This is a genomic window from Armatimonas rosea (assembly GCF_014202505.1).
Classification (GTDB): Bacteria; Armatimonadota; Armatimonadia; order Armatimonadales; family Armatimonadaceae; genus Armatimonas; species Armatimonas rosea.
This window is the reverse complement of sequence record NZ_JACHGW010000005.1, coordinates 133,797-147,567: the sequence shown is the minus strand read 5'-3', so window position 1 is coordinate 147,567 and position 13,771 is coordinate 133,797. Positions and strand designations below refer to the sequence as shown.

Below are 13,771 nucleotides of genomic sequence, written 5' to 3'. Positions count from 1 at the left end.
AGTTTCTTTCTAAAGGAGCTCGATGCCGTAGTCGTCTAGAACCACATTGGCATCGTTATCGACGTAATCTATCACCTTTTGGAGCACCTGGGTCGCAAAGACCGCGCTATTGCTGACAACGGTCACTCCCACGGTGGCACGCCGCCAGGCATCCAGGTCATCGACCTCGGCGACAGAGACATTGAATTTATTACGAACCCGTGCGACCAAGGACTTTATCGCCTGGCGCTTGTCTTTGAGGGAGTCGGCATAGCCGATGGAGAGCGAGAGGGTGAGAACACCGATATGCATACAAGCAGTCCGCGCAGCGCTTGGGGCGGACAACCCGAAGTGAGATACCCCATTGTATCAGACGAGCCTAGCCCGGAGTGAGAAAGTGCCCGACCAGCCGCGCGATGTCTTCGCGCAGGGGCCGGTCTTCGTTTAGCCCGACAATCTCCGGCAGGCCCGCAACCGGGGGAGTGGGAGGACCAGGGGCTTTGTCATGGGCTTGCAGGTGGGCGTACTGGGTCAGCGCCAGCGCCAGAATCCCCAGCACCCCGGCGAGGCGCTCGGTCTGGGCATAGGCGAGGCGCGCCGCGAGGGTTCCCATCGAGACCACATCCTGGTTGCCCCCGTTGGTGGGGATCGAGAGGGTCGCCGCGGGGCCGCCGTGGGCACGCATCTCCGCCACGAGCGCGGTGGCCGTGAGCTGGGCACCAGCGAGCCCGGAGTGCCGCCCCGGCTCCCAGGCAAGCAAGAGCGGCGCGTGGCCATTGGTGACACTGGGCGTAATCAAGGCATCGAGCTGGCGCTCCGCCAGGACCGCCGCTTGCACCAGCGCCGCATTGAGGGCATCAGCGGCAAACGCCACCTGCTGTCCATGGAAGTTGCCGCCGTGGGCCACGGCAGGGCCGTCGAAGAACAGCGGGTTGTCGCTCACCCCATTGAGCTCGGTCTCTACAATCCGGCGGGCGTGGCTCAGGTTCTCCCGGCACGCGCCCAGCACCTGTGGGGCGCAGCGCAGGGAGTAGACCTCTTGCAGAGGACGATTTTTATCCTCGAACTCCCCAAAGCGCCCTGCCTCCCGCGCGATCTGCGCCGCGCTCTCGATCTGCCCCTGGTGCCCCCGCGCTCGGTGGAGGCGTGGGTCGAGCGCACTGGCGCGGCAGCCCAGTGTCCGGTAGAGCCAGCCGGTCAGCGCCTCGGCATGGGCAAGCAGGCGAGCGGCGCGCGCGGTAGCCAGGGCGGCGTAGGCGGTGAGAAACGATGTTCCGTTGGTAAGCGAGAGCGCCTCGCGGCCTTCCAGCGGGATGCGCTCGGCTAGGACGCGGGCGATATGCCCCAGCGGAACGAGATCGCCGCTCGCCCCCACCGAGCCAATCAGGGGAACCGCGATATGCTCCTCACCCAGGAGCTTGAGATAGGCTTCTAGCAGCGCGGGGCGGATGGCGGAGTGGCCCTGGGCAAGGTTTTGCGCCCGGCAGACAAGGGTCGCCCGGACAACGCAGGCTGGGGCATCGTCACCAAAACCCGCCCCTAAGTGTGCGATCAGCCCCGCTCCCTGCGCGACTCCACTCCCCGCGCCGTAGCGCACAAAAGGCCCAAATCCCGTCGTGGTTCCGTAGATCGGGGTATCCGCGCGGCGCAGCTCCTCCAGCCAACCAACACTCTGCTCCATGGCCACGCGTGCCGCGGGCGTGAGAGTGGCGGTCAGTGCCGGGTTGGAGGCGATCCGCTCGATTTCCTCACAAGTAAGGCGGCTGTCGGGTCCTAGGGCAAGCGGCGTGTACTGGGCGCTCTTCAGGGTAGGTAGACGTCGTAACGTACCTTTGGGTGTCGTCACCCAGGCACTAGGGGGAAGCACGCGAACACTCTGCAGTCGCCCCGCCAGCTTGCCCAGTGGCTCGAAGAAGTGCTCGCGGCAAGGAAGCTGGCGCCCCGGCTTGCAGGCCACCAAGAGCTCTAGGGTCGCGCCATCGGGCGAGTGCAGGAGCGCCTGATCGAGAAAGTCTCCTAGCTTGACGAGTACCGCCTGCTCTAGAGGCCCGGCCTCGACACGTACCCCGTTGCTCAGCTTAAATCCATCGTCGATCCGGCCTTGGTAGAGCCAGCCGCCATCCCCCGAAGGTGCAACGAGATCCCCTGTGTTGTGCCAGCGGTCGGCTTCCCAGCGCACGAGCCCCTGAGTGGAGTCCCAGTAGCCCAGGCAGACATTGGCACCGCGGAAGGCCAGCGTGCCATCGGGCTCTTGGCGCGTCTCACAGCCCCGGGCTTGCCCTAGGTAGCCACGGCCCAGAAAGCTCCCCGGCTCCCCGAGTGCGATTCCCGGCGATGCCTCGGTCTGGCCGTAGCCAACGCGCAGCTTAGTGGTCTGGAGTAAGGGAACCAGCGCCTCCGGGATCGGTGCGCCGCCAATCACGCCGCCTTTGAGTGCCTGGAGAAGAGCCCGGCCCTCACTCTCTTGGGCGAGGCGCTGGATGGTCAGTGGGACGGCATTGAGCCAGGTAGGCTCGACCTCGGCAGCCAGTGCCAATAGAGCGGCGGTATCGCGCCCCGCAGCGGGGTCGCGGACGATCTCTGCCCCAGAAAACATGCCCACGAGTAGATCAAAGACAAAGCCAAAGACATGGTGCCAGGGAAGCACCGAGAGCATGCGGCTCTCTTCCTCCGGTAGGCCCAGCACGTCGAGATGGGAGTCTAGCGCTGCCAGTACCCCAGCGAGCGAGAGCGCGATCCAGCGCCCTTCCCCGCCCGTGCCCGATGTCCGCATCAAGAGAGCGGCATCGGGGGTGGGGCTGAAACGGGGCGTACGCGGCACCACAGCCACCTTGGGATCGGGACCGGAGCACCCCTCCGGGATAAAGATTCCTTGGCTCGCCTCCCCCGAGAGCGCGACACCCCAGCGGGCATCGGTGCACTCCATCAGGGCGCTGAGCTCTCCTCCTTCTCCGATGGGAACCAGCGTGATCCCCTCCCAGAGCGCCGCGATCACGACCTGGACAAAGGCCGCCGATGGTGGCAGTCCCAGCACCAGCCGGTCGCCAGGCTGCACACCTGCCTCGCGGAAGGCACGTGTCCAAGCGCGTGCACCGGTCCAGAGGGCAGCCGCAGGGAAGGTCGCCTCGTGGGCAAAGACAAACAGGGGATAGGGCCGCCCACGCAGCCGCTGGTAGAGTCGCTCACGGAGAGAGGAGAGAGGCACGCTACTTGTTCCCCCCCACCCGTGCGACCAGAATCCAGTTGGCCTTGGTCTTTGGCTCGCGGTAGAGATGGACCTTCACGAGGGTGGGACGCATGCGATAGGTGAAGGCATACGAGACCACGACATCCAGGCTCCCATCCGCGACACCTTGCTTGAAGCGGCCAAAGACGAGGCGGTTGTTGGTGCAGGGTGCCAGCTCGCGGAAGAAGTTCTTCCCGAGTGCCTCGTCCTGATCGACCTGGGCAAACTCGGACTGCCAGCGGTTGTAGGAGAGGATCACGCCCTCATCGCTGACACGGATCGCTCCAAAATCTAGCATATCGAGCTGGCTCTGCTTCATATTGGGAAGATTGCTCAGTAGCTCCTGAGGGACAAAGGCGTGCTGTGGCGGCGGCGTGCTGGTGCCCCCGACCGCCTCCGCGACAGAGGTTGGCTTGCGGATGAGGTCGTCGCGACGAGCTTCTTTTTTTGTGCTCTCGGTCGCATCGGAGATTCCCTCGACCTGAAAGAGAAAACGGGCAAGCTCGGCAAGTTTACTGAAGAGATTCATTTGATTCCTTATCTAATTCTTTTAACCGCTTAGGCTGCAAGTGCCTCGGACGAAAACTCATCCTCGGTGCTACCCACCACTGCTAGCTCATTACGAAGCCCATCCACCATCTGGGTCATGTTTCGGAACATCGCAACAATCGCCTTCGGATCGGATTTTCCAAGCTCCACTTCCAGGAGCTCTTTGCCCGCATAGAGCGACATGAGCTGAAACTCCATGCTGGAGATGACATTCTCGAGTCGGCGAAAGGCACCGACCACATCATCCACTTCCGAGGCACCAATCTCCGCCTCAAGGCGCTCTTTGTCTCCGTAGAGGCTCGTGAGCTGCGACTCCATGCTGACGACCGTGGTGTTCAGCGCCTCAACCTGTTGGGCAAAGGAGCGCACTTTGCGCAGGATCTCGTCGGGGGTCTTGGTGATCGTGCTCTCGTTGACACTACCTTTTGCAAGCTGCTCAACGGTCTGGGTGAGGGTCGAGTTGGCCTGGGCAAGGGTCTCGTTTTGCAAGCGTAGCTCTTGGTTTTCTTTCAGACACTGCTGGTACTGCTCAGCGGTGAAGGGGACGGACATATTTCTCTCCTAATACAAGGGGGATAGATTTAGTGATTGAAGGCGTGTAGGGCGCTTTCGAGGCTCCCAAGCAAGGACGTCAGGTCCTCGTCGGGGGCGGCCAGAGGCGCGTTTTGGGGAGAGCTAGCCTTGAGGCGGGCAAGCTCCATGGTGAGGTGGGTAACGGAGTCCTGTAGCTCTCCAAAGCGCGCGATCAGCCGGCGTGGATCGGCATCGCCGAGCTCGCGCAGGAGGAGCTCCTGCCCCTCCGTGGCAGCCAGGGACTCTTTCTCCAAGACCCGCACCTTTGTCTCCAAGCGCTCCAGCTGGCTGGCAACTTGGTGGGCGCTGAGGCCGCCGAACTCTCGGTCAAACTCCAGGTACTTCTCGGGGAGGACACTGCCGCCGGTGCGCTGGAGCTGAAGGAGATCGTCCTTGAGCTCGCGCACACACTCTACAATCTCCCGCGCCGAGCGCTTTCCCAGCCCGACCTCCAGGAGCTGCCACTCGTCTTGCAGACGCTGTAGTGCGGAATCTTTACAGGCGAGGGTCTCACTAAGCTCTTGAATTTGTCCCCGAAGCACCAGCTGGGTATCGTCTAGCAGGCTCGTCTCATCGTTATTGGGAAGCTGCGCCAGGAGCGCTTCAATGCGGGTGATATCCGCCGGGCGACAGTGTGGCTCAAGCGCACCTAAGAGTGCAGAGAAGAGTCCTGCCCGGCAAACGGTCTGATGATCTAGTTTTTGAGCCTCAAGCTGGTAGGTGTACTGCGTGTTGAGCAGCATCCACTCGGTCTTTAGCTCCAGGTAAAAGAGTCCCAAACAAGACTGCCGCTCTATGCCATCCGAGATATCCCGCAAGACCTCAATGATATGATCCCTTAGCTCGATTACCTGCCCCAAGCACTCAATCTTATCGGAGCTACTGATGTAATCATAGCTATCCAAGCAATCTTTCCATATCCCATTGAGCGCAGCGCCATTCAGCTCAGCCTCTATAAAATTCGTATCAACCAATTCCCCATCCTTGACAATAATTCAACAACAAATTTATTATTGGCAATGAACCTATTCCCTGTAGACCAAAGCACCAAAATAAGTATTTTTACCAAAACAAAACCAATAGAAACCAATTTATTTAAATAAAATCCAAATTGTAATAAAACAAAAATATTCAAAAACAGTTCCCGGAATTTCAAAAAAAAGAAGCCACGCACCTGCGTGGCTTCCTGAATAAATCCTTAAAAAATCCTACCCGCCGGTTTTCTTAGGATCCTTTGATGTAGTCACACCCTCTTTTGGCTTGACAATCGTCTTTTCTTTGACTTTATCCTTGTCGGGCATGCTGAACTCCGGGAGCTTGTCCTTGAGCTTAGACTGCATCTGCTTCTGCGTGTCCTCACGGAGCTTGCGGGCCTCGTCGGCATCGCGGACGATACGTGGGGTGAGGAAGACAAGCAGCTCGGTCTTGCTCTTGGTGGTCGAGTTGGACTGGAAGAGCTTGCCCAGAACCGGGATATCGCCCAGCACCGGGAGCTTGTTGGTAGTCGCGGAGACGGAGTTCTTGATGATTCCGCCGAGGACAATGGTCTCCCCATCCTTCACGCTGACCGTGGTCTGCGCCTCGCGCTGGTTGACCACGGGGGCGTTGAAGTCGGTGTAGCGGACAAAGTCGTTGGCGGTCTGGGTGACATCCATCGTGACAAAGCCATTGGATGTAATCCGGGGCGTAACCGTCAGGATGATGCCCACGTCGAGGAAGGAGTAGTTAAAGGTCGAGACGCCGTTGGCGTTGGTCTGGGTGCTGGTGACGTAGGGCAGGCTCTGGCTGATATTGATCTCCGCAGTGGAGTTGTTGCTCGTGAAGATGCGCGGGGTCGAGAGAATCTCAAAGCGTGCATCGGTCTTGAGCGCGTTCATAAACGCCCCGTACTGGCCGCCCGTGAGCGTGTAGCGGAAGCCCTGCGGCTGGGTGGTCGTGGCCTGGTTGCCAAACGACGACGACGCGGCGCCCTTGGTATCCGTGGCCCCAAGCGCTCCCAGCACGCTACCGGTTCCCTGAGTCAGGTTCCACTCGATCCCCAGCTTGTCGGTCGCATCCAGGCTCGCCTCGACAATCACGGTCTCGATCATCACCTGCTCGGGAATCTTATCGAGCTGCTCCACAATCTGCTGGAGAAGGTCACGGTTCTGTGGCGACGTAACAATCACAACGCTATTGGTATTGATATCCGGGATCACGGTTACCTGTCCCGTGAGATCGCGCAGGTTCACCACGCGCCCCTGGCTATCGAGGCCACGGGTGCCCGTGCTCTGCTGTGTCCGGTTTGTCGTGCCGCCGCCGCCAAAGCCACCGAAGCCACCGCCTCCGAAGCCCCCTCCGCCAAAGCCAGGGAAGCCCTGCTGGACGGTCACGTTGGTCGCGAGCTCTCCTGCACCCGCCATCGGATCGGCCAGCCCCACCTGGACAGGATCGTCGTTCTGGGGCACGCTTCGTCCCAAGGTGGCGGGGGTATTGGTTCGGTTATTGGTGTTGGCACGCGACGAAGCCCCGGTCTGGCCGGTCGTGGTGCGTCCCGTGGTCGAGCGGGTGCCATTGCGGCTCCCAAAGCTCTGGTTGAGCACATCGGCCATCTGGTCGGCGCGGGCATTCTCCAGGGTGATGACAAACGTACTATTCTCAAAGGTAATGGGCTTGTCGAGCTCCTTGACAACCTTGGTAATCAGATCAAGGTTCTCCTGGGTCGCCGTGATGATCAGAGAGTTGGTGCGTGACTCTGCCACCACGTTCCCTGCCGCCAGCGACGATGCCCCGTTACGTCCGAAGCCGCCAAACCCGCCGAAGCCGCCGCCCCCTCCGAAGCGCTGGTCGATCGGTGTCTGTCCCGTGGTGGAGCCCCCCCGCCCACGGGGCATATTGGCGACCAAGACATTCTGTACCACGGTCACAAGATCGGTGGCGAGCGCAAACTGAAGCGGAACAACCTGCGATTTCTGAGGCTGATCGGTCTGCTTGTCGATCTCTTCGATCAGGTCTGCAACCTGATCCTGCTCACGGGTGGGGGCATTGACGATCACGGAGTTGGAGTAGTCATCAGCCGAGGCGCGGACCACCGATGTATTCGCACCGCCGCGTCCAAAGCCGCCGAAGCCGCCCATCCCACCGAAGCCACCTTGGCCAAAGCCACCGAAGCCCCCCTGGCCGCCAAATCCACCGCCCCCGAAGCCGCCAAATCCACCGCGGCCACCACCACCGCCGCCGCGCTGTGGGTCGGGATCAGGGCCGGCACTGGGGCCATTTCCTCCGCCGGGAGGTGCCGCGGGTGGGGTTGCGGGAGCTCCTGTCGCAGCCCCGCCAAACATCGCCCCCAGTGCGGCCGGATTGATCGCCTGCTGCCCCGAGTTGGCAAAGACATCGTTGATGACACGAGCAACCTGGGTCGCATTGGCGTACTTGAGCGCATAGACCTTGGGTGCCGCGCTACTGCGGCTGCTCCCGCCTCCAAACATGCTCGGGTCAAAACCACCGCTCATGCCCCCAAAGCGATTTCCGCGCCCGGAGCTTGCCTGCGCGCGGCTCTTGATCATCAGGATATTGCCGCTCTTGGTCAGGTCAAAGTTGCGGACACCCAGTGCGGCATTGAGGAGCGCAAAGGCATCCTTGAGGTTAAGATCGACCGGGCTCTGGATCGTGATCGGGTCCTTGAGCGCGGGGTCCTTGATAATGGGAATCCCACTGGCCTTGCTAAAGACACTCAGTACCGCATCGACACTCGCATTGCGAAAGTCCAGCTTCAGGCGGGTCTTGGGGTTGAGCTTGAAGTTCTCCCACGCGGGCTTGGGGATGTCCATCCCCCCTCCAAAGTCCCCAAACCCTCCCTGGCCAAACTGGGCGAGAGCCGCGCGGGGGGTGACGGCCACCGCAAGTAGCAGTAGCGGGAAATGGCGAAAGATTCTAGATGTTTTCATGGTCGGCTCCCCGTAGGTTGCGTTGGTGCCACGCCAGGTGGCAGGTTGATAGTGATCGGACGATTCGGCGAGGTATCGGCAGCAACCCCGGGCCGTACGCCCGCGCCAGGTGTGGTGCCACCGGGAAGAACCACGGGAGCGACCGCTGCGGGCTCAGCCTCCTCAGGCTCCTCAAAGACCATCCGGGTCCCATTGGCAAAGAGAATCCCATCGGTCTTGATGGCGATAATGGGCTGCCCTTGCCAGCTCTGCCCAACCGCGAGGGTCTGGGACTCGCCGGTGGAGCTGTTCTCCAGCAGCGCAAGCCGGGTGCCGTTCTGGACATAGATCCCTGTCAGGGTCCAGGTCGGCTTCACCCGTGCCCCAATCGCCGGGTGCGGCGCGGCGGCGGCAGGCTGTGCCTTCTTCGTGGCGACCTTCGGGACAAAGACATTCCGAACCGGTGCGTTCAGGCGGGGGAAGCGAGCGGTCATGTCCTCTTCCTTAAACCCCTCGGGTGCGGTGGACTTGCTTGCGACCGTCTTCGGCTTCATGCGCTTGCCTCCGCCTTCCTGCTCGGTGAGGACGTAGGCCGCGACCCCACCGGTGATAGCGATGATCACGATCCACTGCATGGGTTTACTGAGCTTGGCCATTGCTGGTCCCTCCCTTCGACGGTGCGGGTGTCGCGGACACCGTCGGTTTCTTCGGAGCCACGGTCACCTGGCCGGAGACATAGGCCGAGATTCCCAGAGTCGCGGTCACGGCATCGGAGCTGGCATCGCTACTGGCGAGCTGGATCGAGCGGAGCGCCAGCTTACTGGAGGGCCGATCAAAGCTCGCCGCAAAGGCCTGGATCGCGGGATAGGGGCCGGCGAGCTGGACGGTAAAGGGCAGCTCGGTCAGCTCCGGGAGCGTGAGAGTGCGCTGCGGTCGAAACGCCGAGACCTTGACCTTGAGCAGGTTCGCCTCTTGGGTGAGCTGTGCCAGGATCGCCGCCGAGATCGTGTCGGTATCGCCCTGCCAGAGCTTCCCTGCGGTCGCGGCCTGCGCCGCCTGACCACTCGCCTGGGCCGACTCGATCTGCTCCAAGATCTGCTTGCGGCTCCGCTCCTTGCCCCGCGCGAGGCCGTCGGTCGTGGCCTTGGGCACGAAGAGCATGTACGCCAGGGAGCCCGCCAGGATCAGCAGGGCGGCCAGAGTGACCGCGCTCGGCCCGACCTCCTGCGGGTTTTTAAAGTTGATCAGGGAGTTCTTCACGGGGTTCCTCCTGCGCTTGCCACACGGGGAGTCGCGGTGGCAGCGCGCTTGACTGCCCCCTTCTTGGTCTTCTCGGGCTGGGGCATGGGGAGGTTCCCCACCGCGGTCGCCGCGATATTAAACTGCACCACAGGGGTCTCCTCAATCTTGGCCCCATTGGCAAAGACCAGGCGGACATCCCGGAAGCGGGGCGTCCGGCTTAGCCCATCCACAAGCTTGGCGACCTGCTGGCCGTTCATCGCGGTGCCACGGAGCTGGAGCGGCTTGCCGCGCTCGGCGTTCACCCCGATCAGCCAGCTTCCCTCGGGCAGGGCGGTGGCCGCCGCCTGGACAATATCGCTGAGGGGCTGGGCAGTCACAAACGCCCGATCTAGGCTCCCCCGAACACTCACGGCCCGGCCCGCCTTGGCGAGCTCCGCATCCCGGATCACACGCAGGGTCTTGAGCTTGGTCTCCCAGACCGCACTGGCCTTGTCTTTTCGAGCCTGCGCCTCGGCGTGCTCCACCCAGATAAAGCCTGCCAGTAGCAGCGACGAGACCAAGAGCAGGATCGAGAGCCGGGTCTTTCCCGCAATTAGGTGCTTCTCTTCCTTCGCGCGGTCTTCGTTCAGCGAAAAAGAGAACTCCGGCGCTCGGTGTAGCTCATCGAGGGTACGGCCTCGAACGGCATCGAGGTCCTCCACCCCGGCGGCCATGAGCGTCCGCTGCACCTCCAGCCCGGTCGGGGAGTCCTCGGGGGCCAGGCGGCTAAAGCGCAGGACACCGTCCTTGACCACATCCAGAGCCAGCCCATTGGGGAGCTTATCCACCACGAGGGCATCGCTCTGCTTGGCGACCGCGGGCGCGGCCAGAGCTACCGGGAAGATCCGAGTCGCCTTCAGGCCGGCTTGCGCGAGCTCGGAGCGGAGCTGGACAAGGTCCTGAGAGCGCATCGCCGCGACCACGGTCAGCCAGCCCTCCATGTTCTGGTCGTTGGTCTGGTAGGCATCGAAGGCGAGCTCGCTCGCGGGGAGCGGGAAGAGCTGCCCCAGCCGGAGGTTGACCAGGCGTCGTAGCTCATCGGGGGTTGCCTTCGGAAGCCGGATGGTCTTCAGAAAAACACTCCCGCGGCTCACGCCAACCAGTGCCTCTTTGTGCCCACGGACAAAGCGTCCCAGCTCCGAGATATCCGCCCCACGTGCGGTACGATTGTCGCTGCGATCCAGTGCGAGCACGTTGCCTGGTGCCCACTCGAGATGTAGGGTTGGCAGCTGTCTCCCGTTCATTGCGTTGCTCCCAGAGAAACCGTCGTTGTTGGTTGCTCTTCCCAGCGCCACCACGCCGGTATCGTTGTTGAGTTGATGCGCTCCACCATTAGAATCTGTGGACGACTATTGCGAATTCCCACCAGCGCCTCCAGGGCCACTCCGACCCCGCCACTCTCGCCCCAAGCACGGACAATAAACGTATCACTGCCCACACAGACCGCATCGGCGAGGGTTCCCAGCGCTGTCCCCGTGAGTCCGGGGATCGTGGAGAGCTCTCCCAGGCTGGCAAAGCCACTGCTCTGGCGGCTCACAATCGCGCTGACAATATCGGAGGTCGCGCCGGGAAGCTTGCCTAAGACAGCCTCCGTCGCGGTGTTGATATTGACCTTGCCCGTCAGCCGGGTATCGGTTGTGAAGCCCACGGAGTCGAGGACCTGCTGCGCCGCCTGGGTCGAGATCCCCCCCCGTCCAAGCAGGTTCGCAAACGATGTAAACGGCCCCTGGGTCGCCAGCTGTGCGGGTAGCCCTAGCTGGACCAGCTGCACCAGGTTCAGGTTCTGCTGGTTCAGGTTCGTACGTGCCGTCCCGGTAGCGGTCGTATTGGGCGCACCGCTGGATACCGTCAGAACTCCCGCCAGCGCCAGTGGGTTCCCACTTGCATCCTCCAGCGGTGTGTTCGCGGCGGCTGTCGGGCTAGAGCTGACCGTGCTGGTCGTCCCCTCCGCATCGGGCGTGTAGAGTGTCCGTGCGGTCCAGCCCTTGACCAGCGCCAGCTCCTTAAGCGTTGTGAGCCTGCCTAGCTTCGTGTTGTAGGGGGTGGTGAGCGCGTTGTAGTACTCGTCTTTCCCCCCCTCGTTTCGAGGCGTTGTCCCGGCTTCACGCCAGTCCAGCAGGCTCGCGATCTGCTCGGTCGTCAGGGGGAGGGTCTGGAGCTGGGCCTCGGTGAGGGTGTTGATATTGAGGAAGCTCCCCGCATCGACCACCTGCACCCGGTAGGTCGCTCCATTGGTCAGCGTGGTCGCCTCCGCCCCCCCCACCGTGCCGCTCCCCTGCCCCAGAGTCGCCCAGGTATCGTCGAGCTTGACCAGGTTGGTATTTACCTCCACGAGGGCCGAGAGCCCGACGGCGATACCACTGCGGGCGGCGGCTTCGGCGCGGCGCTCACGCAGGGTGTTGAGGGTTGCCTCTTGGTAGACACGCTGGTTTGCGGCAAAGGTGGCGAGCAGTGCCAGCAGCCCCGCCAGGATCACCAGTGCCAGCACCATCACGCCACCACGCTCGTGCCGTCGTGCTCTTCGGCTCATGACGCGCCTCCCGCCGTGGTGCCCGTGATGGGGTTATTCGCATCGACATCGCTGGCAGGCAGCCGCACATCGAACGTGTGCACCTGATTATTGCTATCGCTGGTCAGGGTGTAGCTCACCCGCACCGCCGCCGGGAGCCGCCGTGTCCCGCTGGTGAGCGTATCCCACTCACTGGTCCACTGGGTGCCATCGAAGAACTGAAAGCCAAGCTGGGAGACACTCGTCTCCAGGACTCCCTCAGTGCCGCCCTGGGTCGCGTCGCCATCCGCGGGTGTCTGTAGCCGCTCAAAGAGCCCCGTGTGGCTTCCTGCCTCGCCGGTGGGTGTGAGTCCCAGCGAGACCTCGGTCACGCCCCCCTGCGGACCGTGTTGCTCGTGCTGGGTCTCGAAATCGTCGGTGCTCTCCTGGGTCGCAAGTGAGAGACCGGGCGCGGTCGTGGTGAAGGTCAGCCGATCCGCCCCGAGCGCCCCATCGTTCTCGGTTGCGGCAACAAAGTAGGTCTTCAGGTCGGTCGTGTCCTCGGAGAGCAGGGCCTCGGTCAGTAGGCGGCTCACGCGCCGCTCCACCCGAGCCGCCGGGTTCTCCTCGTTCTGGCGCTGTGCCTGCCGTCGCTCCAGGTCGATCCCCCCCACAAAAGCATAGATGAGCGCATAGGTCAGGAAGCCCATCATCACGAGGACTACCATTAGCTCCAGCAGAGAGACCCCTGCCCTGACCTTTCGTCGTTTCTGGCTCACTGTCCGCCTGTTCCTGTCGCTGCAGTTGTTGTGGTCGTCGGTCGGAAGAAGATCAGCTCCGAGAGCGCTTGCTCCGACTCGCCCTTCGTGACCGTGATGGTCGCCTCTTCCACATTCTCATCGGTGGTGGTCTGGAGCTCCAGCCGCCACTGTGCCTCGGGGTAGCCCTCCGCAGAGAAATCCCCCGACGTATCTGCGGTGCGTAGGTCTCCCTCGACCTGCAGGGTGACCAGCTTTTGTGCCCCAAGCCGCTGGAGTAGCTCCGCATTTCGGGCGTAGGCATCGGCACGGGAGAGCCGCCCTAGCGCGGTGAGTGACCCTGCGATAGCCACCCCAACCAAGGCGCTCGTCACGAGCACCTCGATCAGCGTAAAGCCGCGCCCCCTAGCTCTGCCCACGTTGCTCCAGCTCTCCCGCGCTCCAGCGCTCGTCGTCGGTCTGTGTCGTGGTTGCCGTGTTCCAGCGGGGCAGCTCGCCCTCGCCCGGGAGACGCAGATCGAGGATCCGGTTGCCCTCCAGCAGCTCCAAGTGCCCCGCCTTCGCGGAGCCATCCGGATAGACCGTCCACTCCCAGGTGCCCAGATCGACACTCTTTCCCTCGCTCGTTGCGGCATCCAGCTGAAGGTCTTGGCTGAGGGGGAGGCGCTTCACCTCCGTGGAGTCCTCCCCCTCGGCCCCGGCACGCTCCATGATAAGGGTATCGCTTCCCTCGGCCCGAAGGGTCACGGCGAGCTTGCTCTTGCGCGCTTCATTTAGCGCCTCGGCGGGCAGGCGCAGAACACGGGCCTTCAGGCTCTGCACATCCCGTGAGCGCTTCATCGCCACGACATTGGGGAGCACGAGCGCGGCCAGCAGGGCTAGGATCGTAATCACCACGGTCGCCTCGATAAGAGTGAATGCGCCCCCTAGCCCCCGCAAGCGGGGGAGAACTAAAGGAATTTCCTTTTTGTCCCCCCGCCGGGCGGGGGTTAGGGGGGAGACCGTTTGCATG

At 62.7% G+C, this 13,771-nt stretch carries 13 protein-coding genes; all 13 read right to left on the bottom strand.

Annotation, left to right across the window (positions count from 1 at the left end; all coding sequences use genetic code 11):
- Window positions 1-9: 9 nt before the first annotated feature.
- Window positions 10-291, bottom strand: a complete 282-nt coding sequence (locus HNQ39_RS24150) for a DUF503 domain-containing protein (protein ID WP_184202970.1) — start codon at window positions 289-291, stop codon at window positions 10-12.
- 67 nt (window positions 292-358) lie between these two features.
- Complete coding sequence (locus HNQ39_RS24145) at window positions 359-3,184, bottom strand: aromatic amino acid lyase (protein WP_184202968.1); 2,826 nt, start codon at window positions 3,182-3,184, stop codon at window positions 359-361.
- A 1-nt stretch (window position 3,185) separates the two neighbouring features.
- On the bottom strand, window positions 3,186-3,734 hold the full coding sequence (locus HNQ39_RS24140; RefSeq protein WP_184202966.1) for a PAS domain-containing protein: 549 nt from the start codon (window positions 3,732-3,734) through the stop codon (window positions 3,186-3,188).
- 29 nt (window positions 3,735-3,763) lie between these two features.
- Window positions 3,764-4,306, bottom strand: a complete 543-nt coding sequence (locus tag HNQ39_RS24135; protein ID WP_184202964.1) for a hypothetical protein — start codon at window positions 4,304-4,306, stop codon at window positions 3,764-3,766.
- 29 nt (window positions 4,307-4,335) lie between these two features.
- Window positions 4,336-5,232 (bottom strand): hypothetical protein, encoded by an 897-nt coding sequence (locus HNQ39_RS24130; RefSeq protein WP_184202962.1) that lies wholly within the window; start codon window positions 5,230-5,232, stop codon window positions 4,336-4,338.
- Between the two features lie 303 nt (window positions 5,233-5,535).
- Entirely contained in the window at window positions 5,536-8,253 is a 2,718-nt protein-coding gene (locus tag HNQ39_RS24125) for a secretin N-terminal domain-containing protein (RefSeq protein WP_184202960.1), read from the bottom strand.
- Window positions 8,250-8,888 (bottom strand): hypothetical protein, encoded by a 639-nt coding sequence (locus tag HNQ39_RS24120; protein ID WP_184202958.1) that lies wholly within the window; start codon window positions 8,886-8,888, stop codon window positions 8,250-8,252. The genes HNQ39_RS24125 and HNQ39_RS24120 overlap by 4 nt, the downstream gene beginning before the upstream one ends.
- Window positions 8,872-9,492, bottom strand: coding sequence for a hypothetical protein (locus HNQ39_RS24115; RefSeq protein ID WP_184202956.1), 621 nt, complete (start codon window positions 9,490-9,492; stop codon window positions 8,872-8,874). The genes HNQ39_RS24120 and HNQ39_RS24115 overlap by 17 nt, the downstream gene beginning before the upstream one ends.
- Window positions 9,489-10,757 (bottom strand): PilN domain-containing protein, encoded by a 1,269-nt coding sequence (locus HNQ39_RS24110; protein WP_184202954.1) that lies wholly within the window; start codon window positions 10,755-10,757, stop codon window positions 9,489-9,491. The genes HNQ39_RS24115 and HNQ39_RS24110 overlap by 4 nt, the downstream gene beginning before the upstream one ends.
- A complete protein-coding gene (locus HNQ39_RS24105) occupies window positions 10,754-12,043 on the bottom strand; it encodes a type II secretion system protein GspK (RefSeq protein ID WP_184202952.1) in 1,290 nt (429 codons plus the stop codon). Before HNQ39_RS24105 ends, HNQ39_RS24110 begins: the two co-directional genes overlap by 4 nt.
- Complete coding sequence (locus HNQ39_RS24100; protein WP_184202951.1) at window positions 12,040-12,780, bottom strand: prepilin-type N-terminal cleavage/methylation domain-containing protein; 741 nt, start codon at window positions 12,778-12,780, stop codon at window positions 12,040-12,042. Before HNQ39_RS24100 ends, HNQ39_RS24105 begins: the two co-directional genes overlap by 4 nt.
- Window positions 12,777-13,178: a prepilin-type N-terminal cleavage/methylation domain-containing protein gene (locus HNQ39_RS24095; protein ID WP_184202949.1), complete on the bottom strand. Its 402-nt coding sequence runs from the start codon at window positions 13,176-13,178 to the stop codon at window positions 12,777-12,779. The genes HNQ39_RS24100 and HNQ39_RS24095 overlap by 4 nt, the downstream gene beginning before the upstream one ends.
- Complete coding sequence (locus tag HNQ39_RS24090; protein ID WP_184202947.1) at window positions 13,165-13,770, bottom strand: hypothetical protein; 606 nt, start codon at window positions 13,768-13,770, stop codon at window positions 13,165-13,167. The genes HNQ39_RS24095 and HNQ39_RS24090 overlap by 14 nt, the downstream gene beginning before the upstream one ends.
- Between the last annotated feature and the right edge of the window lies 1 nt (window position 13,771).

What these genes read in the sequence shown, in the direction of transcription:
- HNQ39_RS24150 (WP_184202970.1), bottom strand. Translation starts at nt 291, where the DNA reads ATGCATATCGGTGTTCTCACCCTCTCGCTCTCCATCGGCTATGCCGAC.
- HNQ39_RS24120 (WP_184202958.1), bottom strand. Translation starts at nt 8,888, where the DNA reads ATGGCCAAGCTCAGTAAACCCATGCAGTGGATCGTGATCATCGCTATC.
- HNQ39_RS24105 (WP_184202952.1), bottom strand. Translation starts at nt 12,043, where the DNA reads ATGAGCCGAAGAGCACGACGGCACGAGCGTGGTGGCGTGATGGTGCTG.
- HNQ39_RS24135 (WP_184202964.1), bottom strand. Translation starts at nt 4,306, where the DNA reads ATGTCCGTCCCCTTCACCGCTGAGCAGTACCAGCAGTGTCTGAAAGAA.
- HNQ39_RS24110 (WP_184202954.1), bottom strand. Translation starts at nt 10,757, where the DNA reads ATGAACGGGAGACAGCTGCCAACCCTACATCTCGAGTGGGCACCAGGC.
- HNQ39_RS24090 (WP_184202947.1), bottom strand. Translation starts at nt 13,770, where the DNA reads ATGCAAACGGTCTCCCCCCTAACCCCCGCCCGGCGGGGGGACAAAAAG.
- HNQ39_RS24125 (WP_184202960.1), bottom strand. Translation starts at nt 8,253, where the DNA reads ATGAAAACATCTAGAATCTTTCGCCATTTCCCGCTACTGCTACTTGCG.
- HNQ39_RS24140 (WP_184202966.1), bottom strand. Translation starts at nt 3,734, where the DNA reads ATGAATCTCTTCAGTAAACTTGCCGAGCTTGCCCGTTTTCTCTTTCAG.